Annotated in this window: 20 protein-coding genes; 9 read left to right on the top strand and 11 right to left on the bottom strand. The window is 63.2% G+C overall.

From position 1 onward, the window contains the following. Positions 1-108: 108 nt before the first annotated feature. Both ACIPZB_RS22225 and yedA read right to left on the bottom strand, forming a co-directional pair. Complete coding sequence (locus ACIPZB_RS22225) at positions 109-1,428, bottom strand: DEAD/DEAH box helicase (RefSeq protein WP_236238302.1); 1,320 nt, start codon at positions 1,426-1,428, stop codon at positions 109-111. 55 nt (positions 1,429-1,483) lie between these two features. Then, positions 1,484-2,404: a drug/metabolite exporter YedA gene (gene yedA, locus ACIPZB_RS22220; protein ID WP_008092829.1), complete on the bottom strand. Its 921-nt coding sequence runs from the start codon at positions 2,402-2,404 to the stop codon at positions 1,484-1,486. A gap of 156 nt (positions 2,405-2,560) precedes the next feature. Between yedA and ACIPZB_RS22215 the strand changes: the two genes are divergently transcribed. After that, entirely contained in the window at positions 2,561-3,019 is a 459-nt protein-coding gene (locus tag ACIPZB_RS22215; RefSeq protein WP_400642666.1) for an Lrp/AsnC family transcriptional regulator, read from the top strand. A 141-nt stretch (positions 3,020-3,160) separates the two neighbouring features. Here ACIPZB_RS22215 and ACIPZB_RS22210 read toward each other — a convergent pair whose 3' ends face one another. Both ACIPZB_RS22210 and ACIPZB_RS22205 read right to left on the bottom strand, forming a co-directional pair. Beyond that, the gene (locus tag ACIPZB_RS22210) at positions 3,161-3,640 is read right to left on the bottom strand and encodes an NYN domain-containing protein (protein WP_008092833.1); all 480 of its coding nucleotides are present in this window, start codon (positions 3,638-3,640) and stop codon (positions 3,161-3,163) included. A gap of 62 nt (positions 3,641-3,702) precedes the next feature. Next, a complete protein-coding gene (locus ACIPZB_RS22205) occupies positions 3,703-4,458 on the bottom strand; it encodes a DUF2076 domain-containing protein (protein WP_400642664.1) in 756 nt (251 codons plus the stop codon). A gap of 155 nt (positions 4,459-4,613) precedes the next feature. Here ACIPZB_RS22205 and ACIPZB_RS22200 point away from each other — a divergent pair, with 155 nt between their 5' ends. The 3 genes from ACIPZB_RS22200 to ACIPZB_RS22190 all read left to right on the top strand — a co-directional run bounded on the left by ACIPZB_RS22200 (position 4,614) and on the right by ACIPZB_RS22190 (position 6,484). Further along, a complete protein-coding gene (locus tag ACIPZB_RS22200; RefSeq protein WP_400642662.1) occupies positions 4,614-5,270 on the top strand; it encodes a YciC family protein in 657 nt (218 codons plus the stop codon). 97 nt (positions 5,271-5,367) lie between these two features. Beyond that, entirely contained in the window at positions 5,368-5,901 is a 534-nt protein-coding gene (locus ACIPZB_RS22195) for a hypothetical protein (RefSeq protein ID WP_400642660.1), read from the top strand. A gap of 91 nt (positions 5,902-5,992) precedes the next feature. Further along, positions 5,993-6,484 (top strand): hypothetical protein, encoded by a 492-nt coding sequence (locus tag ACIPZB_RS22190; RefSeq protein WP_400642658.1) that lies wholly within the window; start codon positions 5,993-5,995, stop codon positions 6,482-6,484. 17 nt (positions 6,485-6,501) lie between these two features. On the opposite strand, the gene ACIPZB_RS22185 is transcribed toward ACIPZB_RS22190, so the two are convergent. Further along, complete coding sequence (locus ACIPZB_RS22185) at positions 6,502-7,272, bottom strand: sulfite exporter TauE/SafE family protein (RefSeq protein ID WP_400642657.1); 771 nt, start codon at positions 7,270-7,272, stop codon at positions 6,502-6,504. A 101-nt stretch (positions 7,273-7,373) separates the two neighbouring features. Between ACIPZB_RS22185 and ACIPZB_RS22180 the strand changes: the two genes are divergently transcribed. Then, positions 7,374-8,270, top strand: a complete 897-nt coding sequence (locus ACIPZB_RS22180; RefSeq protein WP_400642770.1) for a LysR family transcriptional regulator — start codon at positions 7,374-7,376, stop codon at positions 8,268-8,270. A 2-nt stretch (positions 8,271-8,272) separates the two neighbouring features. On the opposite strand, the gene hrpB is transcribed toward ACIPZB_RS22180, so the two are convergent. After that, positions 8,273-10,807, bottom strand: coding sequence for an ATP-dependent helicase HrpB (gene hrpB, locus ACIPZB_RS22175; protein WP_400642656.1), 2,535 nt, complete (start codon positions 10,805-10,807; stop codon positions 8,273-8,275). Positions 10,808-10,923: 116 nt separating this feature from the next. On the opposite strand from hrpB, the gene ACIPZB_RS22170 reads away from it, so the two are divergent. Together ACIPZB_RS22170 and ACIPZB_RS22165 are read left to right on the top strand one after the other, a co-directional pair. Then, the gene (locus ACIPZB_RS22170) at positions 10,924-11,343 is read left to right on the top strand and encodes a polyribonucleotide nucleotidyltransferase (protein ID WP_400642655.1); all 420 of its coding nucleotides are present in this window, start codon (positions 10,924-10,926) and stop codon (positions 11,341-11,343) included. A gap of 25 nt (positions 11,344-11,368) precedes the next feature. After that, on the top strand, positions 11,369-12,238 hold the full coding sequence (locus ACIPZB_RS22165) for a cation diffusion facilitator family transporter (RefSeq protein ID WP_400642654.1): 870 nt from the start codon (positions 11,369-11,371) through the stop codon (positions 12,236-12,238). Positions 12,239-12,241: 3 nt separating this feature from the next. Here ACIPZB_RS22165 and ACIPZB_RS22160 read toward each other — a convergent pair whose 3' ends face one another. Beyond that, a complete protein-coding gene (locus ACIPZB_RS22160; protein ID WP_400642653.1) occupies positions 12,242-13,045 on the bottom strand; it encodes a DUF6515 family protein in 804 nt (267 codons plus the stop codon). Positions 13,046-13,440: 395 nt separating this feature from the next. Here ACIPZB_RS22160 and ACIPZB_RS22155 point away from each other — a divergent pair, with 395 nt between their 5' ends. Then, the gene (locus ACIPZB_RS22155) at positions 13,441-13,917 is read left to right on the top strand and encodes an Lrp/AsnC family transcriptional regulator (RefSeq protein WP_003249795.1); all 477 of its coding nucleotides are present in this window, start codon (positions 13,441-13,443) and stop codon (positions 13,915-13,917) included. A gap of 54 nt (positions 13,918-13,971) precedes the next feature. Further along, positions 13,972-14,175 carry a DUF2788 domain-containing protein gene (locus tag ACIPZB_RS22150; protein ID WP_008092861.1) on the top strand — a complete coding sequence of 68 codons (204 nt, stop codon included), beginning with the start codon at positions 13,972-13,974 and terminating at the stop codon, positions 14,173-14,175. A gap of 112 nt (positions 14,176-14,287) precedes the next feature. Here ACIPZB_RS22150 and ACIPZB_RS22145 read toward each other — a convergent pair whose 3' ends face one another. The 4 genes from ACIPZB_RS22145 to ACIPZB_RS22130 all read right to left on the bottom strand — a co-directional run bounded on the left by ACIPZB_RS22145 (position 14,288) and on the right by ACIPZB_RS22130 (position 20,295). Further along, positions 14,288-14,917 (bottom strand): pseudouridine synthase, encoded by a 630-nt coding sequence (locus ACIPZB_RS22145; protein ID WP_400642652.1) that lies wholly within the window; start codon positions 14,915-14,917, stop codon positions 14,288-14,290. A gap of 6 nt (positions 14,918-14,923) precedes the next feature. After that, entirely contained in the window at positions 14,924-16,387 is a 1,464-nt protein-coding gene (amn, locus tag ACIPZB_RS22140; protein ID WP_008092863.1) for an AMP nucleosidase, read from the bottom strand. Between the two features lie 172 nt (positions 16,388-16,559). Beyond that, entirely contained in the window at positions 16,560-18,203 is a 1,644-nt protein-coding gene (locus ACIPZB_RS22135; RefSeq protein WP_400642651.1) for an acyl-CoA dehydrogenase family protein, read from the bottom strand. 100 nt (positions 18,204-18,303) lie between these two features. Further along, positions 18,304-20,295, bottom strand: a complete 1,992-nt coding sequence (locus tag ACIPZB_RS22130; protein ID WP_400642650.1) for a 7TM diverse intracellular signaling domain-containing protein — start codon at positions 20,293-20,295, stop codon at positions 18,304-18,306. Between the last annotated feature and the right edge of the window lie 146 nt (positions 20,296-20,441).

The raw sequence follows: 20,441 nt of genomic DNA, 5'->3' as shown, positions 1-20,441 counted from the left end.
CACAGGAACTGCGTCAACTTTTAGAAATTGAGCAAGACAGCTGCTCCCACAGGTACTCCACTGACCCCTGTGGGAGCCGGCTTGCCGGCGATGAAGGCAGCCCAGCTATCAAGGCTTGCGCTTTTTCGGCCCTGTATTGAAGCTCGGCACCTTGCGCACCGACTTGACCGGCGCTTCGTCGCCACTGTCCATCCAGCGCCCCAGACCACGCTTGGCGCTGTTCTCCTTCGGCTTCTTGGGCTTCTTCGGCTTCTTGATCACCTGCCCGCTGGCGTCGGTCATCGGTACCCGGTGATCCGGGATGAAGTCCGGCTCTTCGTGGCGCGGCAGGGTCTGGCGGATCAAGGTCTCGATCGACGCTAACAATTGCACTTCATCCGCGCACACCAGCGAGATCGCCTCGCCTTTGTTGCCGGCACGGCCAGTGCGGCCAATGCGGTGCACGTAATCCTCGGCCACGATCGGCAGGTCGAGGTTGACCACCAGCGGCAGGTCATCGATGTCCAGGCCACGGGCGGCCACGTCGGTGGCCACCAGCACCTGGATCTCGCGGGCCTTGAAACTGTCCAGCGCGCGCTGGCGCGTGGCTTGCGGCCGGTCACCGTGAATGCCATCGGCGTTCACGCCTTCCGCCAGCAGGCGCTCCACCAACTGGTCGACGCCATTGCGGGTCTTGGCAAACACCAGCACCTGCTTCCAGCGCTGCTTGCGCAGCAGGTAGCAGAACAGGTCGGCCTTGCGCTTCTTGTCCACCGGCACCAGCCATTGCTTGACCGTGGTGGCGGCGGCGTTGCGCGGGCTCACTTCGATGCTCAACGGGTCATTCAGCGCCAGCCCTGCCAGCATGCGAATCTGCTCGGAGAAGGTGGCGGAGAACAGCAAGGTCTGGCGCTTGCGCGGCAGCGCTGCGTACACCGACTGCAGTTCTTCGGCGAAACCCAGGTCAAGCATGCGGTCGGCTTCATCGAGCACCAGGGTCTGCACCTGGTTGAACTTGACCGCGTTCTGGCGGAACAGGTCGAGCAACCGGCCCGGCGTCGCCACCAGCAAGTCGACGCCACGGCGCAGGCGCATCATCTGCGGGTTGATGCTGACCCCGCCGTAGACCGCATAGGTGCTCAGCGGCAGGTTCTCGGCGTACTCGCGCACGTTGTTATGCACCTGCTCGGCCAGCTCGCGGGTGGGCACCAGCACCAGCGCGCGAATCGAGTTGCTGGCGACCTTTTCCCCTTCCAGGGCCAGGCGCTGCAGCACCGGCAGGGCGAAGCCGGCGGTCTTGCCGGTGCCGGTCTGGGCCGCGGCCATCAGGTCGCGGCCGGCCAGCACGGCGGGAATGGCCTGGGCCTGGACCGGGGTCGGGGTGGTGTAGTCCAGTTGCTGCAAGGTGCGCAGCAAGGGTTCGATCAGGCCGAGTTTGGCGAAATTCATGGCAATACCGTCAGGGGGTTCAGCGAAGGCGGCAAGTTTACCGCAACGCCCCCGCCTACTTGCAGATTTCGCCCTTCAGCGGTGGCGTCGCTTGCGCCGGCCTGCGCCACTGCGGCAGCCCGATCAGCACCACGGCGCCGATGATGACCGCCATGGCCAGGCATTCCTCGGCACCGATCTGCTCGCCAGCGAAGACGATACCCAGCATCACCGCCACCGCCGGGTTGACGTAGGCATAGCTGGTCGCCGCGGCCGGGCGCACGTTCTTGAGCAGGTACATGTAGGCACTGAAGGCCAGGATCGAGCCGAACAACACCAGATAGGCCAACGCGCCCCAGCCCGCCGCGGTCGGCATCTGGGTCATGCGTTCACCCGACAGGGCGCTGCCCAGCAGCAACACCGCACCGCCGACCAGCATCTCGGCGGCGCTGGCCATCGGGCCCTGGGGCAGCGGCAGGGTCTTGCTCCATACCGAACCGAAGGCCCAGGAAGCTGCAGCGAACACGATCAGCGCAGCACCGATGGGGCTGGCCTGCAGGTTGGAGCCGAGGTTGAGCAAGCCGATACCGACCAGCCCCATGAAGATGCCCGCCCACTCCAGGCGCGAGTTGCGCTGGCCGAACAACAGCCCGAACAACAGTGTGAACAGCGGCACCGTGGCCACCGCCAGTGCGGCCACGCCCGATGCCACGCCGGCATGCTCGGCGACGGTCACGCCACCGTTGCCGCAGCTGAGCAGCAGAAAGCCAATGGCCCCTGCCGCCCGCCATTGCGGCCAGGTAGGCGCAGGCACGCCGCGCCAGCGCAAGAACCCGTACAGCAGGCCGCCCGCGATCACGAAGCGCACCCCCGCCATCAACATCGGCGGCCAGGATTCGACGCCAATGCGGATAAAGAGGTAGGTAGAGCCCCAGACCAGATACAAGGCCAGGAAGGCGCCAATGAGCAACAACGGGAAACGACGGGAGGCTGACATGGGAAAAGACTCGAAATCCGTTTACGGGTGACTTAGTTTAGAAAGGGCTTCGTGCAAACTTAAGTTACAAAACGGCTTTAAATCGCCAGAACACTTTGCAATGCATGGTTGTTCAGGTGCTTTTCCATCGAATCCAAGGCTGACAGGAAACACCCCATGGACAAGTACGACCGCATGCTGCTTGGCGCCCTGCTGGACAACGGCCGCGCCACGTTCGCGCAGCTCGCGCGCCAGGTGAATCTGTCGGCGCCGGCAGTGGCCGAGCGGGTGGCGAAGCTGGAGGCCAGCGGCGTCATTACCGGCTACGCGGCGAAGGTCGACCTGGAGAAGATCGGCCTGCCGATCCAGTGCGTGATCGAACTGCGCCTGGCCAGTCATGGCAACCAGCAGGCTTACGATGCGCTGGCGCGCATACCCGAGCTGACCGAGTGCCACCGGGTGACAGGCGACCCGTGCGTGATCATGCAGGCGGCGGTGGGGTCGATGGGGGAGCTGGAAGCGCTGATCAACAGGGTCTCGCAGTTGGGGTTCAGCAAGACGTCGATCATTCTGTCCAGTGCGGTGGAACGGCGGGTGCCGTTGGATCATTTGCACGGGAATGGCAAGAAGGGATGAAGAAGGCAAGCCGTGCCCTTGTGGGAGCCGGCTTGCCGGCGATGAGGCCAGGGCAGGCAAACGCCAGTTCGGGCCCTATCGCCGGCAAGCCGGCTCCCACAGGGATGGGACAAACTTTTAGATGATGTACAGAGCAGTTGCTCAATGCCGCAACAACAACCGCCCCTCGATCGGCACATAGCGGCTGGCTGCCCGGATCAATGACATCGCAGTCAAACCAGGCACCCCATACACCACTGCTTCGGTCCCGTGACGCTGAATCACCCGCTCGAGCAACAGGTCGAAATCACCGTCCCCGGATGCCAGCACCACCTGGTCGACACGGCTGGCGGCATCGATCACGTCCAGCGTGATACCCACATCCCAATCACCCTTGGCCGATCCATCGCTGCGCTGAATGAAGGGCTTGAGCCGCACCTCGAACCCCAGGTTGCGCAGAATCTGCTGAAACTGCTGCTGCTTGCTGTCGCCGCGATCGATGGCATAGGCAACGGCCTCGACGATCTCGCCCTCGCGGCTGACCTCGGCCCACAGCGCGCTGTAGTTGAAATGGCAGCCATGGACCTGGCGCACGGTGTAGTAGAGGTTCTGCACATCGGCGAACAGCGCGATTTTCTTCACTACATACCCTCGACCGAAAGGGGCGCAAGGCGCCCCCAAATGCCGGCAGTATGCCAGAGCGATCAGACGAAGGTGTCGTCGTCCGAGAAGAACCCGCCATCATCGCTGCCATAGTCGGTCTCGGTGAACCCACCCTGGTCGTTGCCCCAGCCACCATTGTCGGCCACCTGCTGCTGCGCACCCGCGTCGTTCCAGCCGCCGGTGTCACTGGCCGGTGCCGGCTCTTCCTTGATCACCTCGGCCACTTCTTCCGGCTGCGAATGCTGATTGAACAGGCTGCTGATGCCTTGCGCCAGCAACACACCACCGGCAACACCGGCGGCCGTCTGCATCGCGCCACCGAGGAAGCTGCTGGCACCACCACGGGCCGGCGCGGCACCGAAACCGGGCTGCGCGGCCTGGGGCTGGGAGAAGCCCGGAGCACGCGGTTCACGCCACCCGCCCGCTGAAGCTACCGGTGCAGCGGCGCGCTGGGGTTGTGGCGCGGGCGCTGGGTTGCGTGCGCCCGAGCCGAAGACGCTGGAAAGGAAACCACCCCCGCTGTTGGCGGTGCTGGCAGTGTTGCCACGGGAAGCCTCCAGCTCGGCACGGGCCTGCTTGAGCTCGTTTTCCAGCTGCTTGTTCTGCTCATCCAGGCGCTTGAGCGCCGCTTCCTGAACCAGGATCGCCTGGGTCATGTAGTAAGACGCCGCCGGTTGCTGGCGCAGGTGATCCTCGATCCGCGCCTGAGCCTGCGCATCGCGCGGCTGGTTCGGGTCTTCGGCTTGCTTGATGCGGCCGAACAGGCCGTCGATCAGGGTTTGTTCTTCAGTGTTCATGGGCTTCCTCGTGGGCAAGCGGGACATCGGACAGCGTCAAAGATGGGGCGCACGAGCGTGAGATTCAATTACCCATTGGGTGAAACTTTTTTCAGCACATGACAGCTCTGGGCTAAAGTTAGGCCCCTGCTTTTACTGCCATGCGATGTTGACCGATGAATCCGCTGAGCGTTCTGCGCGACTCCCTGTACTTCTTCCGCCTCCACCTGCCGAGCATCATCCCGCTGTGCCTGCCACTGGTGGTGCTCGAGGCCCTGCTGACGCAACTACTGTACCGGCAGTTGGGTGATCAGGCTTCGCCGGCCTACGGCATGCTGGTCAGCCTGCTGTTCTATCCGCTGTACAGCGCAGCGCTGATCCTCTACCTCGACACCCGCAGCAACGGCCAGGACATCCCCAGGCGCGACCTGTTCGCCCGTGCCGTGCAGCTGTGGCCACAACTGGCCCTGCTGATCCTGATCAGCTCGCTGCTGATCATGGCGGGCCTGGCGCTGTTCATCTTCCCGGGCGTGTGGATCATGATCAACCTGGTGTTCGCCGAGTACCTGCTGGTGCTGCGTGGCCTGCCGGTGGTGCAGTCGATGCGCGAAAGCGCACGGATGACCACCGGGCACTTCATGCGCATCATGGTCTGCGTGCTCGGCGTACTGGCGCCGATCTGGCTGATCGACGGCTTGTTGCTGATGGCGTTCCCGGAGCCTGCGCCAGGTATGCAACTGGCCATGGACAGCCTGAGCGGCTTCCTCCAGCTGTTCAGCACCGTGGTGCTGTATCGCCTGTTCATGCTGCTGGAAGCGCAAGAAAGCGCTTGAAACCCTGGGCGACGCACCGGGTAGGCCTGCCGGCTGCCGGGCTCAAGGCACCTCTGTGAATGTGGCTGGCCCATCACCAGCCAGCACGGAGTTTCCCATGAGCACATTCGAGACCGGCAACGCCTGGGCAGAAGATGCCGAGGTTTTCCTCGGCAACCTGCACGTCATCGATGATACGGCTACAACGTTTGAAAACCTGCCAGAAGAGGCCTTTGAGCCCGTCTATCTCAGCCTGCTCAAAGATGCGCAGGGGGCCACGATCGGTGGCCAGAGTGATTGGGTGGTCAGCGGCCTGCAAAAGCCGGCCTGCGCGTTTCGTTTCCTGTATCACTCCAAGGGTACGAATCGCCTGCACTTCATGATCACAGGCAGCGGCCAGGACCATGACAAGACGATGGGCATCAGCCGCAACGGCTATCTTGGGCTGTACCGCTACGCCAAGGTGACCGACTACTTCAAGTTCGAGCCGCTGCACTGGACTGACGACACCTTGATCTGCCGCTGGCGAGACCATGAAGGCCAAAGGGTTCGAACCCATCACGATCCGGCAGTGGCCAAGCCCTTTTTCAAATACCTGCGGGTCCTCGAAGGCAAGGAGGCTATTTTCCGTATTACCCGGATACGTAGCTGATCCTCCGTCATTCCCCTCGGATACGCTTCGGCCTGCTGCGGTTTGCGCCAGGGCCCTAAGGTAAATACCCCATTTACTGCCGAGCCCTCGCATGAACCACACCATTGAAAATACCTACGCTACTTCTTTCCGCGGCACGCTCCATGCGATCAGTGCCGACGGTCTTGTCCCGCTGCGGCTGAGCCGCAGCAGCGACAAATGGCACTGGGGCATCACCCCTCAGGATGATTGGCTGATGGCAGGCGGCAACCGTAGCTCCCTTTGCATGGACTTTACCTTCGACTCCCTCACGGAGGACCGCCTGCATTACCACATCAGTATCCCTGGCCACTCAAAGCCCAAGAAGCTCGGCAAGAGCCTGAACCACTACCTGGGCTTCTACGAAATGGCCGACATCACCGACTGCTGGAAAATCGAACCGCTGGAGGAGACAGACCAAGGCCTGATCTGCCATTTGCGCGACCACGAAGGCTACCGGGCAGGCGCCATCCAAGACACGCCCCACCGTAGCGGGCAAACCCTGTACCTGCTCAACACCCGGGAAGGCGATACGCTCACCTTCCTGCTCAAGCAAGTTGGCTGACATTAGCCCTTTCTAAGTTAAATACCGCCCACGTAAGCCCGACAAATAAGCGTAATGCCGCTCACCAGGACGATTAGATTAATCAGCCTGGTGAACGCGTCTCGGGACATTTTCAGATTGATGTGCCCGCCGATCCAGAGACCGATGACCATAGCCGGCAATAGATAGATCGCTGTTGCGAGTAGCGTGAAGTCTGCGTATACGCCTGCCAGGGTGAGCATGCCCAAGCGTAGCAACGTACTTATGCCGATCAGGGTGCTCTGCGTGGAACTTGCCTTTACCTTGGCCTCTATTCGACCGTTCAGATAAATCGCATAGAGAAACCCGCCACTACCAAAAAGCGCACCGAACAGACCGCCGCCGATACCCAATGGCGCAGCCCACCGAGCAGACAAATCAGCCTGCCGTACTGGCCTTGCCAACATGTACAGGGCATACGAAGTTACGAAGCAGCCCATCATCAGCAACAGCGCTTGCGAATGGGTGTTCAGCAGCACGGTTATGCCAGCCACGCTGCCAACGATCATGAACGGCAATAGCCTGACCAGTTCGCTGCGCACGACATGGCGGTGATAACGCACCAGTTTCCCCAGCGCCGCCACACAATCCAGCAGCACCAGTAACGCAATAGCGTGGGATAACGGCATGTAGCAGACCAACACCGGGCCTGCCACCAGTGCGGTGCCGAAGCCTGCGATACCAAAGATCACGTAAGCCGTGCTGATGGTTAGAAACATCACCACCAGGCTCAAGTCGGCAAACGGGGCGTGAAGGAATGCATCTGGCATTGTCGGGACTTCCCTGTCGTTTTTTCACACCCTACCTAAACGAATGGCTCTCTACTAATATCGAAAAAACACTCGACCCATCTTATTTCGGCATGGCTCACATGGTTTCGATGAAGCAGTTGCGGTATTTCGTGGAGATTGCTGAAAGCGGGAGCTTCAGTACAGCAGCAGAGAAGTTGTTCATCGCCCAGTCAGCACTGAGCCGACAGATAAAAGAGCTGGAAAGTCAGCTGCAGACACCGTTGTTCGAACGCACCGCCCGCCAACCACACCTCACCCCTGCCGGGTTGGCGTTCTTACCCAGAGCCAAGGCCATCCTGATTGATGTCGATAGCGCGAGCGGCCTCGCTACATCGATAGGCCACGGCCAAAGCGGAACCCTGCGACTTGGCCATGCCAGCACAGTGCCGCTGATTGGCAAACTGAAGGGAGCGCTGGAGCTTTACCTGGATGAACACGCAGAAGTGTGTGTCGAGGTATCGAATGAATCTTCGGAAACCCAATTGACCCATCTGGTAAACAACCGTATCGATGTCGGTCTACTTAGATTGCCAGTGCTACATCAGCCCAGCGACATCACGCTGCTTGCGCTTTTCACGGAGCAGGTCGTGGTGGCCGTGGGGGCCACTCACCCGCTGTCCAGCAGAACCCGTATCACGCTTGCCGAGCTAAGAGATGAGCGTTTTGTTTCTATCACCCATCCTAAACGTGGCGGGCTCAGTTACCTCTCATTCGAACTCTGCGCTCGCGCAGGGTTTTCGCCGAAGCCCGCCCAGGTCTACTCGTTGAAAAGCACACAACCCATGCTTGTGCAGGCGGGTTTTGGCATCGCGCTGCTACCGATTTCAAGTGTTCATGCATCGTCACTGCATGCAATCGAAATACTGGATGAGGGCTGCTCGAGTACGGTAGCCCTCGCCTACCGCGCGCGCGACAGCACATTGGTCGCGGAACTCGTAGCACACTTCCAACGCACCTTTTCTGCTGCCAGTCGGTAGCTTCAGGTGCCCCTCGGCTTGGCTCGGGCGGTGGCCTGCGCCACCAACGGGTCGTCCGGCCAAAAGTGCTTGGGGTACCTCCCCTTCAAATCCTTCTTCACCTCGCCGTAGGTCGACTTCCAGAAGTTCGCCAGGTCCTGGGTCACCTGTACCGGACGTCGAGCAGGCGACAGCAGATGCAGCTTGAGCACCTGGCGGCCATTGGCAATGCGTGGCGTGTCGGCCTGCCCGAACAACTCCTGAAGCCTTACGGCCAAAACGGGAGGTCGCTCGCTGTAGTCGATTCGAATGTTCGAACCTGACGGCACCGATAACGTTTGGGGCGCTTGAGCTTCGAGTTGCTGCGGCAATGGCCAAGGCAGCAGATTGCGCAGGATGGAGGAGAGATCAAGCTGGCCGAAATGACTGAGCCGCGTGACGCTGCCCACGTACGGCCCCAGCCAGGCTTCCAGCGATTCAAGCAATACCTCGTCACGCAGATCGGGCCACTCGCTCGCGACACCCGCTTCTTCATCCAGCACGCGCATCAGCTCAACGCGCGCCTGCCACTGACGCAGCTCGGGCGTCCAGGGCAGAAGCGCCAGCCCTTTGCGCCGAACGTAGTGGGTCAGCGCCTGCACGCGTGCCTCGTCGTCCAGGTTCGCCAACGGCGCACTGGACAAGACGAGCTCTCCCACCCTCCGCTGCCGTTCGGCCCGAAGGACACCCTCGCGATCATCCCAATCGAGTTCATCCACTTGGCTGACCTGTTCCTTGAGGACGGTGTCGAACAACACTTCGTCCAGTTCAGCTGCCAGGTAGATCCGCTCTTCCCGCTGACCCTGCCGGCTGCCGAGATCGGCCACCACCAGCCACGCCTGCTTCATCAGCGCGTCGGACTCGGTGAACATCGCCGCACGGCCATTGGCCAGACGGTAGTCCGCGCCCCCCGCGCGGCGCTGTTGGGCAACGCGATCAGGGTAAGCCAGTGCCAGCAGGGCACCCACCCACCTTGGATGATCCGGATCAGCGACCGGTTGCGATGCCGACCCGCGCAAGAACGCGCGATATTGCCTGGATAGCTGCTTCGCGCGTTGCGCGCCGCCCTGTTCGCCACGTTGAGCGCGTTGCTCACCGGACAAGATGGCCAGCCGGCTGTGCAGGTCCGCTCCGCCGCCGCGCTGGATATCCCGCTCGCCGAGCAAGGCAGCAATGTCGCACGCGGTCTGCGTCAACCCCAGTTCATGGCCACGCAGCAACAGGTGGGCGATGCGCGGATGGCTGGGGAGCTCCGCCATCGCCTGGCCATGCCGGGTGAGTTGCCCGTCTTGCTGCAGCGCACCCAGGCGACGAAGCAGATCGCACGCTTGGGCATAAGCCGCCGAGGGTGGCGAATCCAGCCATCTCAGTTCGCTCGGTCGGACGCCCCATTTGGCCAACTGCAGTGCCAGGCCCGTGAGGTCTGCTTGCTGGATTTCGGGGGCACTGAAACCTGCCATCTGATCGTGCTGCGCTTCAGACCACAACCGATAGCAGACACCGGGCTCGAGTCGTCCGGCACGGCCTGCACGCTGCGTGGCACTGGCCTTGGAAATCCGCTGGGTGTCGAGCCGGGTCATCCCGCTGCGCGGGTCGAATCGCGGTACACGCTCAAGGCCGGCGTCGATCACCACGCGCACGCCATCGATGGTGATGCTGGTCTCGGCGATGTTGGTGGCCAGCACCACTTTACGTTTTCCGGGCGGCGCGGGGTCGATCGCTGCTCGCTGCTGATTCAGGTCGAGCTCACCATGCAGCGGGCAGAGCAGGACATCCCGTTGCAACGACGCAGAGGCGTTGAGGCTTTCTTGCAGCCCCGCCACAACCCGGCGGATTTCCGCCTGCCCCGGCAAGAACACCAGCACGCTGCCGCTCTGCTCCGCGAGCGCATCAAGGCAAGCGCCAATGACCCTGGGTTCGATGTGTTCACCGGGTTGCTGAGGCTTGCTCCAGAGCGTCGTGACCGGAAACATCCGGCCCTCGCTCGTCACGATCGGGGCATCGTCCAGCAAGCGCGACAGCCTCTCCCCCTCAAGGGTGGCCGACATCAGCAAGACCTTGAGCGGCGCATCGTCGCGGAAAAGCTCACGACCATTGAGCGTGAGTGCCAGGGCCAGATCGGCGTCGAGGTTGCGCAGGTGGAATTCGTCGAAGATCACCAGGCCCACGCCTTCGAGCGCAGGATCGCTTTGCAGGCGACGGGTGAGAATCCCCTCGGTGACCACCTCGATGCGCGTACCTGGGCCTACCTTGCTGTCCAGGCGGATGCGATAACCCACGGTTTCGCCAACCTTTTCGCCCAGCTCGCTGGCCAGCCGCTCGGCCGCCGCGCGCGCGGCAAGGCGCCGGGGTTCGAGCATGAGAATGGTCTGGCCGGCGAGCCAAGGCTCATTCAGTAGCGCCAGCGGCACCCGGGTGGTCTTGCCGGCGCCGGGCGGTGCCTCAAGCACGGCTTCGTCGCGGTTTTCCAGCGCCAGGCGCAGGGCGGGCAAGGCGGCATCAATGGGTAATGAGATCATGGTGGTCCTCGAACAGTCGCGCGAGTATAACGGCGAACCCAGCCTGCTCTATCATGGTCTTAGCATCAGGTGCTGGCGCTTCGCTTGCCCTGCTGAACACCTTTTCGGAGATCTACATGCGCAACACATCCCGCGTCATTGGTGGCGTCCTCGTCGTCACCCTGCTGACCCAGCTGACGGCCTGTGGCACGATTTTCTATCCAGATCGCCGTGGCCAGATCGGCGGCAAGATCGACCCCGTGGTTGCCGCGATGGATGCTATCGGCATCCTGTTCTACGTGATCCCGGGTCTGATCGCCTTTGGCATCGACTTCGCCACGGGCGCCATCTACTACCCAGGCGGGCGCTCCGCCCAGGTCGACCCGGTAAAACTGCGTGAAGCCGTCAAACCTGATGGCACAGTCGACAACCTCAAGCTCCAGGCCATTCTCGAAAGCGAACTGGGCCAGCGTCTGCCGCTGAACGACCCGCGGCTGATCCAGCACCGTGGCAGCGTCGAGCAACTGGCGGCCTTGGGCCTGGCACCGGCGGCCTGAACCGTACAAGGACATCCACCACGGCATGACCACCTCGGCCGAACACCAACGCCTGCTGCGCCTGGCCACCCGTGCTTCGCTGGCGGTGGCCAGCATTCTGGTCCTGAGCAAGGCCGTGGCCTGGTGGCTGAGCGGTTCGGTCAGCCTGCTGGCGGGGCTGACCGACTCGGCCCTGGATGCGGTCGCGTCGTTCCTCAACCTGCTGGCCGTGCACTACGCACTGCGCCCGGCAGACGACGACCATCGCTTCGGTCATGGCAAGGCCGAGGCGTTGGCGGGCATGGCCCAAGCATTGTTCATCGGCGTCAGCGCGGTGCTGATCGGTGTTCAGGCGGCGCAGCGGCTGCAGGCACCGCAGCCGCTGGGTGACACGGCCATCGGCATCGGTGTGATGCTGCTTTCGCTGGTGCTGACCCTGGCACTGCTGGCCCTGCAGCGCAAAGTCATTCGCCTGACCGGATCGACCGCCGTGCGGGCCGACTCACTGCACTATCGCTCGGACCTGCTGCTCAATGGCAGCATCCTGCTGGCATTGCTGCTGGCGCGCTTTGGCTGGCCGCAACTGGACGCGCTGTTTGGTTTGGGCATTGCCCTGTACATCCTCTGGAGTGCGCTGCAGATCGCCCGGGAGAGCACGGCGATCCTGATGGACAAGGAACTGCCGGGCGATATCGGCGAGGGCATGCGCGAACTGGTGCTGGCCATCCCCGGCGTCAAAGGTGTGCATGACCTGCGTACACGGGTGTCAGGCAACCAGTGGTTCGTTCAGTTGCACCTGGAACTGCCAGGGCAGCTGCCTTTGCATCAGGCACATGCCCTGTGCGTCCAGGCATCGCACGTCATCCGCCAGCGTTATCCAAAGGCGGATGTGCTGGTGCATGCCGACCCTGTGTGAACCTCAGTTGATGCTGTATCCACGCCCACTGAAGCAGGCGCCCAGGGCCCGCCGGTAGGTGTCGGCAATGTTGGCCGCAGGCGCATAGGTCGCCGTCGCCGGATCGAAGCCCGACTGGCTCACTGCCCAGCGGTGGCATTGGTAGCGGTCCTGGTCCTGCTGCTCCTGGCCCTGCCCGTACATCGGATAGGCCACCACATCATAGGCGTTGCCTGGCGGTGCCACGGCTGGCGCTGAAGGCGCTATGGCGGGCGGGTTGACCACCACGTATTCCTGGGTATCGGCCAGGTACTGGTAATAGGTGTCGGCCACCAGGAAGTACAGCGCCCCTCCTTCCCAGACCTCACGCGCATAGGGCGGCAAGTAACCGACCCGCACACCATAGGGCGGCGCCACTACCACGTAGTTGCCGCCGTGCGGGCGATACCAGTAGCCCCCGGAGTAGAAGTAGTCCTGCCCGCGGTACGGTACCTTCCAGTAACGGTCGGGGAACTGATCGATGGTATGCCCGGGGCGATACTGCGGGCCTGGCCCCCAGCCATTGCCATGGCCGTCGGGGCGACCTTGCCAGTCGCCGCCCGGACGCCGAGGAATGTCCTGGTAATAGCCTTGTCGCGGGGGCTGGGTCTGACGCACTTCGTCACGCGAGTTCAATGGCGAGCTGCCCGTGGCTACCCCATTGGGGTCATGCGGGCCATTGCCACCGTGCCCGCCGTGCCCTTCGTCCGGGCCTTGGGCCAGGGCCCCGAGGCTGATGCTCAAACCCAGCAGACCAACACCTGCCAAGGGCCAGATGCGCGACTTCATGTTGTTCCTCGCGGTAAAGAAAACGGCTTGCTGCGAGTCTACCGCGCCTGTCGCGCACCGGCAGGTGAAATCGCGGACATGAAAAAAGGGAGGCCGCTGGGCCTCCCTTTGGAAAATGTCGTCCGTGCTCGGCGCTTGTGGCGCCGGCTCACCTCACCCCGTCTTCTGGACGGTGTGTAGCCCGGGGGCCTGGCGGCTCCTGTTGGAGCGCTGGCCGCGACCGCCCGCCTAGGGCGCGTCGCCGTGGACTGATGTCCGGGCAGTGATTCTGGGGTTAACTTTACGGGAGAGGTGGCGGCAGAGGATTGCGAAAATTGCTCAGATAAATAGCCCTTGCGCAATTTTTAACCCTGGATCGATAATTCGCAGCAATCCGAACAGAAAAGGCCTTTCCCATGAGCAAGCTTGACCGCTATGACTTGAGCATCCTCGCCGAATTGCAGCGCGACGCCCGCATTTCCAACCAGGAGCTGGCCGAGCGCATCGGCCTGTCGCCTTCACCCTGCTCGCGTCGCGTCAAGCAACTGGAAGACGACGGCTACATTTCGCGTCAGGTCGCCCTGCTCGATCGCAAGAAACTCGGGCTGAGCCTGACCGCCTATGTGTTGATCGGCATGGACCGGCACACCCCGGAACGCTTCGAGACCTTCGAGGCCGCCATTCGCAACCTGCCGCAGGTGCTCGAATGCAGCCTGGTCACCGGAATGGATGCCGACTACCAGCTGAAGGTGGTGGTACCGGACATGGATCACTACCAGAAATTACTACTAGGCAGCCTGACCCGCATCGAAGGCGTCACCAGCGTGCGTTCAAGCTTCGTGCTCAACCAGGTGCTGGCGAGTACCGAACTGCCTTTGACCCACCTTCGCTAACTGCTTTCGCTGGCCGGCGTATAATCGGCCGCTCAGCCTGCCTGGAGAACTCAGATGGATCCCGCCGTATTTGAAGAGTGGATGATGATCATCCTGGTGACCGTGTTGATCGGTTTCATGGGTTTCATCGTCTGGGACCTGGCGAAGAAGTCCAAGGCGGGGCGCTTCGGCACGATGATCCTGTTCTTCGTGCTGGGCCTGGGGGTACTGGCCTTCATCATCAAGAGCGTGGTGGTGGGGTTTCTGGAAGGGGTTTAGCGGTCTCTCGGGCCCTATCGCTGGCAAGCCAGCTCCCACAAAGCCCCCACAAGCCTCAATTGCTAAGGGGTACCTGTGGGAGCCGGCTTGCCGGCGATGAGACCCCTGAGCGTTACAGCCTTGCCGGCACCTCGCGCCAACACCCCTGCTCCAACCCATCCAGCGCCCAATCGCCGATCCGCACCCGCACCAGGCGCAAGGTCGGCAGCCCCACCGCCGCCGTCATGCGCCGCACCTGGCGGTTGCGCCCCTCGCGAATCACCAGCTCCAGCCAACTGGTCGGCACGCTCTTGCGAAACCGCACCGGCGGGTTGCGCGGCCACAGCTCGGGCTCTTCGAGACGCCGTGCTTCGGCAGGCAGGGTCGGCCCGTCATTGAGCTCGACGCCCTCGCGCAAGCGCTTTAGCTGCTCATCGCTCGGTTCACCTTCCACCTGCACCCAGTAGGTCTTGGCCAGCTTGTGCTTGGGATCGGCGATGCGCGCCTGCAACTGGCCATCGTTGGTCAGCAACAGCAAGCCTTCACTGTCGCGGTCCAGCCGCCCGGCCGGGTAGATGCCTGGGATATCGATGTAATCCTTGAGCGTTGCGCGCCCTTCACCGTCGCTGAACTGGGTCAGCACGTCGAACGGTTTGTTGAACAGGATCAGGCGTGGCTCGGCCGGTGGCGCCTTGGGCTGGCGCCTTGGGCCGGCAGGCCGCGCCTGGGGGCGGCGCGGCTTGGAACGGGGTGGCAGTGACATGGATCCTCAGCGGAACGGCGGCTCGTCGAAGCTGCGCAGTTTACGCGAGTGCAGCGAATTGAGCTCGGTGCGCAGCAGATCGAGCGCCGCGATGCCGATTTTGAGGTGCTGGCTGACAGCGCGATTGTAGAAGGCGTTGGCCGAGCCGGGCAGCTTGATTTCACTGTGCAGCGGCTTGTCGGACACGCACAGCAAGGTGCCGTAGGGTACCCGCAGGCGATAGCCCTGGGCGGCGATGGTGCCGCTTTCCATGTCCACTGCCACGGCGCGCGACAGGTTGATCAACGGCCGTTCCTGGGCCCAGCGCAGCTCCCAGTTGCGGTCGTCGTAGGTCAGCACAGTGCCGGTGCGCAGGCGTTTTTTCAGCTCTTCGCCACGCTCGCCGGTCACCTGCGCCGCCGCTTCCTGCAGCGCCAGCTGGACTTCGGCCAGGGCGGGAATCGGGATGTTCGGCGGCACCACGCGGTCGAGGATGCCATCGCGGCGCATGTAGGCGTGGGCCAGAACATAGTCGCCGATGGTCTGCGACTGACGCAGGCCGCCGCAGTGGCCGATCATCAGCCAGCAGTGCGGGCGCAGGACAGCCAGGTGGTCGGTGATGTTCTTGGCGTTGGACGGGCCGACGCCAATGTTGACCAGGGTGATGCCGTCGCCATCGGCGGCGATCAGGTGATAGGCCGGCATCTGGTAGCGGTGCCAGACCACGCTGGCCACCAGGGCCTGCGCTTCACCGTGGTCCATGCCCTTTTCGATCTCGACGTTGCCTGGCAGCACCATGCGCACGAAACGTGGGTCTTCGCGCAGGGTCTCGAGGCCGTGGCTGATGAACTGGTCGACATAGCGGTGGTAGTTGGTCAGCAGGATCCACGGCTGCATGTGGCGCCAGTCGCTGCCGGTGTAGTGCACCAGGCGGCGCAGGGAGAAATCCACCCGGGCGGCGTCGAACAACGCCAGCGGCAGGGTTTCGGCGCTGCCCCAGTCGCACAGGCCGTCGGCGATGTTGTCGGTAGCGGCCGACAGGTCGGTGCTGGGGAACACCCGCGCCAGCTCGGCGGCGGTGATGCCGCTGCCGGCCAGCTCATCGCCCTGGTCGACCACGTAGGGGTACGGGATGTTCTGTTCGCTGACGCCGACTTCCACGGTCACCGTGTAGTCATGCATCAGCGGGCGCAGTTGTTCGAGCAGGTAGCCACGGAACGCCGCAGGCTGGGTGACGGTGACGCTGTAGGTGCCCGCCACCTGGACCTTGGCATAGGCGCGGGTGGTAGCGGCAACTTCGCCGTGGCTGTAGTAGGTCAGGCGCAGCGCCGGGTAGCGGTACAAGGCGCGCTCATCGGCGTCCGGCTCGGTACGGTCCTTCAGGTAACGCTTGAGGGCCTGGCTCAGGGCCCCGGTGGCCTGTTCATGCAGGGCCGCCAGACGATCGACGGCCTGTTCGGGGGTATCAACGACTACAAAAGCGTGGCTCACACTAAGCTTCCTGTCTGGACATGCATGGGAACATCTTGCCTGCGTTTCATGGCAAATACATCCCCGGTGGTCTGGAGGGCCTCATCGCCGGCAAGCCGGCTCCCACAGGTACACCACAGGGTTTGCAAACTGTGCCGTACCTGTGGGAGCCGGCTTGCCGGCGATAGCGCCCTCAGCCCGGCGTAGCCCGCGCCACCAGCGCCTCGACATCCACCCCGCGAGGCAACGCCCCGTACACACGCCCGCCGCCTGCCAGACGGCTGCCGATGAACGCATCGCTCACCACCGTGTTACCCGCTTCGAGCAGCAACTTGGCCTGCAAGGCCACGGCAATGTCCTCGGTCAGCTGCCGTGCCCGGTACTGGATATCGCTGGTGTCGGCAAATGCCCCCTTGAGGTTGCCTATGTGCGCCGCCAGCCGAGGATCGCCATGCCCATCGCCCAGCTCGGCGAACAGCGCATCCAGCACGCCCGGCTCCTTGGACAACGCCCGCAGCACATCCAGGCACTGCACGTTGCCGGAGCCTTCCCAGGTGGAGTTGACCGGCGCCTCGCGGTAGAGGCGCGGCAGGATGCTGTCTTCGACATAGCCGGCGCCACCGAGGCATTCGGCCGCCTCATTGATCATCGCGGGCGCGCGCTTGCAGATCCAGTACTTGCCCACCGCCGTGACCAGCCGTGAGAAATGCGCCTGCTGCGGGTCGTCGAGCTGCTCCAGGGCTTGCCCCATGCGCAGGCTCAAGGCCAAGGCGGCTTCGCTCTCCAGTGCCAGGTCGGCCAGCACGTTCTGCATCAGCGGCTGCTCGCTCAAAAGCCGGCCGCCGACCTTGCGGTGCGCGCAGTGGTGGGTGGCCTGGGTCAAGGCCTGGCGCATCAGGGCGCTGGAGCCGACCATGCAGTCGAAGCGGGTCATGGCGACCATTTCGATGATGGTCGGCACGCCGCGTCCCTCCTCGCCCACCATCCACGCCAGGGCACCGCGGAACTCCACCTCGCTGGAGGCGTTGGAGCTGTTGCCAAGCTTGTTCTTCAGGCGCTGGATGTAGAACTGGTTGCGCTGGTCGTCCGGGCGATGACGCGGCAGCAGGAAGCAGGTCAGGCCTTTGTCGGTCTGGGCCAGGGTCAGGAAGGCATCGCACATCGGTGCCGAACAGAACCACTTGTGCCCGACCAGTTCATAGGGCTGGCCAGGGCCGGGCGTACCGACCGGGTAGGCGCGGGTGGTATTGGCGCGCACATCGGTGCCGCCCTGTTTCTCGGTCATGGCCATGCCGATGGTCACCCCGGCCTTGTGCCGGTCGCCGACATTGCGCGGGTCGTACTCGCGGGCGAGGATCTTCGGCAGCCAGTACTCGGCCAGCTCCGGCTGCAAGCGCAGCGCGGGGACGGCGGCGAAGGTCATGGTCAGCGGGCAACCGGTGCCGGCTTCGGCCTGGCTGTGCAGGTAGGTCATCGACGCCCGGGCCACGTGGGCGCCAGCCCGTGGCTCGGCCCAGGGCAACGACGGCAGGCCGTGCTCGACGGCTGTGCGCATCAATTCATGGTAGGCGGGGTGGAATTCCACCAGGTCGATCCGATGACCATAACGGTCATGGCTACTGAACTGCGGTTTGTGCGCGTTGGCCAGGAAGCCTGCCGCCATCAGCGGTCCGCCGGCCAAGGCACCGTAGGCATCGATCCGCGACTCGGCCCAGCCGGCGCCGAAGCGCCGCGACCACTCCTGCAGCGGCACATCGAGGCGGTACAGGTTGGCGCCATCGAGTGACGGCGGCTGGTTGGTGACTTCGTGGGTTTCAGCGTACTGGTGCAGGTTCATCGGGAGCTCCGTGCCGGGTATGCCTGAAAGCCCCAGTGAAGCACTCCCTGTCAGTCAGTCAAAGTGACAAATATGACTAAGCCTGGGGTGGCGCAGGCCGTCAAAAACGGATCGCCCCCGACGCCGCCCGACCTGGCGGCATCTGTATCTGTGCAATCGCCACATTCAGGGTCAACTCGAACCGGCTACCCAGCCCCCGCGTCGATTCATGGGACAGCCTGCCATCGAGCAGTTCGCCCATCTGCCGGCAAATCGACAGCCCGATGCCCAGCCCGCCATAACGCCGGGTCATCGAGCCATCGACCTGGAAGAACCGCTGGTACAGGATCGCCTGGTCAAGGTCATCGAAACCGATACCGCTGTCACTCACGGTGAAGGTCAGGGTCAGGCTGTCCGGCCCCAGGCGGCGCCCGCGCACTTGCACCATCACGCCACCCTGGTGGGTGAACTTCAGGCCATTGTCCACCAGGCAGCACAGACACCGGGCCAACTTCTGCGCATCCCCCAGCAGCTCGTCCGGCAGCTCGGCGGGGATGTCCAGGCTCAGGTACAGACCTTTGCCCAGGGCCGTGCCGGCGTGGCCTGCGCGCAGCTCCTGGAGCATGCGGCGCAAGCTGAAGGGTGCAGGTTGCGCACGCAGGCGGCCCGCCTGCAGTTCGGTCAGTGTGAGGATATCGTCGACCATGCCCATCATGTCCTGGGCCGAGCCGACCGCCGTGCGCTGGTACTGGGCCATTTCGGCGCTCATGGGCAACGTCTGCATCAATTCCAGCGAGCCGATCACGCCATTCATCGGCGTGCGCAACTCATGGGTGACGGTGGCGAGGAACTCGTCCTTGAGCAGGTTGCTCCTGGCCAGTTGCTGGTTCAGTTGCTCCAGGGTGCGCCCGGTCTCGCGCAGGGTCTGCGCCTGTTGTTCGCGCATGCTGTTGATGCGGTCGGCAAGGGCCAGTGACAACAGCGCCACTTCCAGTGCCGAACCGAGCTGGCTGGCATACATGGTGATGAACACGTTCGGCAGGTAGCCCAGCACCATCAAGGTGTTGACCAGCCCTCCGAGCAGGAACGCCGTCCAGGCAATGATGAACCAGCGCGCCACGCGCAAGCCCCGGTTCCAGGCGTACAGCCCTGCGCTAAAAATACTCACGGTGAACAACAACGCCAGCACCGTGGCCATGCGCAGGGCAATGCCATAGGGCATGCTCACCGACAGCACCATGACCAGCACGCCGCCCAGCATCAACAGCTGCAGCAAGCGATCCAAGCCCCGGCTGATCTGGCCAAGGCGCAGGAAGTGGCGAGCAAACTGGCAACCGAACAAACCTGCCGCGCCAATGAACAGCGGCGTCGCAGCGTTCGCCCACCAAGGGCTGTCCGGCCAGAAGTAGGCCACGCCAGCGCCATTGACCGACACCTGATAGAGGCCGAACGAGGCGATATAGAGGATGTAATAGAGATAACTGACGTCGCGCACGCTGATGAAGATGAACAGGTTGTACACCAGCATCACCAGCAACACGCCATAGATCATCCCCAGCACGTACAGTCGGGTGGGCTGCTCTTCCAGGTAAGCCTCGGCAGACCACAGCGCCAGCGGCGCCTGCACCGAGCCCTGGCTATGCAAACGCAGGTAGGCCGTGGTTGCCTGACCAGGCTGCATGGGCAATTCGAACAGGTAGTTGTTCTGGCGGATCTGCCGACTGTCGTAGGGCAACGCATCACCGGTACGCTGGGCCAGGCGATAGACGCCATCGCTGCCGGGCAGGTACAGCTCGAGGTGATCCAGTGGCGGGTAGGCCAGCTCCAGCAGCCATGGGCGGGGCGAGGCGTTGGCAGAGGCCAGGTAGTGCAGGTCGAGCTTCAGCCAGAACACCGAAGTCGAATAGCCCGCATTAAGGACGTCTTCGTGGTGGGTGCGAAAACGACTGGCAAAGGTGGGTGCGCTGACTTGAGCGATGCTGGCACTGCCATCGCGGTCTTCATAAACCTGCATGGTTTTGCCCAGCGGCAGGTACCGGGTGGCATCGTTGAATTCGACCGCAGTGGCCAGCACGGGCAGCAAACCTAGAAGCACAATCAGCAAATAGCGCATACAGCCCCAGCATGGCCTGTCCGGTTGCGTCGCAATGGCCACTGATCCTTGTGAGACGACGAAATCCAGCAGCGCCCGTTTGTCGAGTTATCCGCGCACTCTAACATAGCTTTCAAGCGTCGCAATGGGGCACCTCGTTTTTTAAC

Origin of the sequence: Pseudomonas sp. NPDC089396 (assembly GCF_044749545.1) — a bacterium.
GTDB lineage: Bacteria > Pseudomonadota > Gammaproteobacteria > Pseudomonadales > Pseudomonadaceae > Aquipseudomonas.
This window is presented reverse-complemented; position numbering and strand designations above follow the sequence as displayed.

Bases quoted from the DNA above. Each gene is read 5' to 3' on its own strand.
- ACIPZB_RS22225 (WP_236238302.1), bottom strand. From the start codon at position 1,428: ATGAATTTCGCCAAACTCGGCCTGATCGAACCCTTGCTGCGCACCTTG.
- hrpB (WP_400642656.1), bottom strand. From the start codon at position 10,807: ATGATCTCATTACCCATTGATGCCGCCTTGCCCGCCCTGCGCCTGGCG.
- ACIPZB_RS22135 (WP_400642651.1), bottom strand. From the start codon at position 18,203: ATGAACCTGCACCAGTACGCTGAAACCCACGAAGTCACCAACCAGCCG.
- ACIPZB_RS22215 (WP_400642666.1), top strand. From the start codon at position 2,561: ATGGACAAGTACGACCGCATGCTGCTTGGCGCCCTGCTGGACAACGGC.
- yedA (WP_008092829.1), bottom strand. From the start codon at position 2,404: ATGTCAGCCTCCCGTCGTTTCCCGTTGTTGCTCATTGGCGCCTTCCTG.
- ACIPZB_RS22205 (WP_400642664.1), bottom strand. From the start codon at position 4,458: ATGAACACTGAAGAACAAACCCTGATCGACGGCCTGTTCGGCCGCATC.
- ACIPZB_RS22190 (WP_400642658.1), top strand. From the start codon at position 5,993: ATGAACCACACCATTGAAAATACCTACGCTACTTCTTTCCGCGGCACG.
- ACIPZB_RS22150 (WP_008092861.1), top strand. From the start codon at position 13,972: ATGGATCCCGCCGTATTTGAAGAGTGGATGATGATCATCCTGGTGACC.
- ACIPZB_RS22170 (WP_400642655.1), top strand. From the start codon at position 10,924: ATGCGCAACACATCCCGCGTCATTGGTGGCGTCCTCGTCGTCACCCTG.
- ACIPZB_RS22200 (WP_400642662.1), top strand. From the start codon at position 4,614: ATGAATCCGCTGAGCGTTCTGCGCGACTCCCTGTACTTCTTCCGCCTC.
- ACIPZB_RS22165 (WP_400642654.1), top strand. From the start codon at position 11,369: ATGACCACCTCGGCCGAACACCAACGCCTGCTGCGCCTGGCCACCCGT.
- ACIPZB_RS22130 (WP_400642650.1), bottom strand. From the start codon at position 20,295: ATGCGCTATTTGCTGATTGTGCTTCTAGGTTTGCTGCCCGTGCTGGCC.
- ACIPZB_RS22145 (WP_400642652.1), bottom strand. From the start codon at position 14,917: ATGTCACTGCCACCCCGTTCCAAGCCGCGCCGCCCCCAGGCGCGGCCT.
- ACIPZB_RS22155 (WP_003249795.1), top strand. From the start codon at position 13,441: ATGAGCAAGCTTGACCGCTATGACTTGAGCATCCTCGCCGAATTGCAG.
- ACIPZB_RS22185 (WP_400642657.1), bottom strand. From the start codon at position 7,272: ATGCCAGATGCATTCCTTCACGCCCCGTTTGCCGACTTGAGCCTGGTG.
- ACIPZB_RS22195 (WP_400642660.1), top strand. From the start codon at position 5,368: ATGAGCACATTCGAGACCGGCAACGCCTGGGCAGAAGATGCCGAGGTT.
- ACIPZB_RS22180 (WP_400642770.1), top strand. From the start codon at position 7,374: ATGGTTTCGATGAAGCAGTTGCGGTATTTCGTGGAGATTGCTGAAAGC.
- ACIPZB_RS22160 (WP_400642653.1), bottom strand. From the start codon at position 13,045: ATGAAGTCGCGCATCTGGCCCTTGGCAGGTGTTGGTCTGCTGGGTTTG.